This is a genomic window from Streptomyces himalayensis subsp. himalayensis, from assembly GCF_013778455.1.
Classification (GTDB): Bacteria; Actinomycetota; Actinomycetes; order Streptomycetales; family Streptomycetaceae; genus Streptomyces; species Streptomyces himalayensis.
Window position 1 is genome coordinate 1 of the sequence record NZ_JACEHE010000105.1, and the last position, 481, is coordinate 481.

Below are 481 nucleotides of genomic sequence, written 5' to 3' on the forward strand. Positions count from 1 at the left end.
TTGTTCGAGGACCAGGTTGTGTTCGGGCAGGCTGAGTCGGGAGGCGATGAAGAGGTTGACGAATACCTCGCCGCCCTCGGTGGTGTATACCAGCTCGCCGTATTTGGCGTGGTTTTCCAGTCCGGTGCCGACGCAGCACCAGAAGCAGTTGTGGGGCGTCGACACCACGCGGTAGTGGCCCGGCCTGGCCGGTGTGAAATACACCAGCCCGCCCTTGGGGTGCAGGGAGGACAGGATGTGGTTGAGCGTTGCGCGCTCGTAGTGGTCGAGGACCTCGGCGTCGGGCTCTTGGAGGAACAGGGCGCGGCTCAGCTTGAGCATGTTGTAGGTGTTGCAGGTCTCGGGGCCCTCCGGCGACTGGAGTGCGGAGGTGAAGTCGTCGCGGGGGTGCAGGTGTTCGCGTACGGAGTTGCCGCCGAAGCAGAAGGTACGGTGGCGGGTCATGGTCTGCCAGAAGAACCGGGCGGCGTCCCGCAGGCCG

General features: G+C 65.1%; 1 protein-coding gene. It reads right to left on the minus strand.

The window, feature by feature from the left end; translation table 11 throughout:
• The coding region (locus H1D24_RS41635) for a beta-L-arabinofuranosidase domain-containing protein (RefSeq protein ID WP_258564749.1) at positions 1-477 on the minus strand (477 nt) is incomplete at its 3' end.
• Positions 478-481 lie beyond the last annotated feature (4 nt).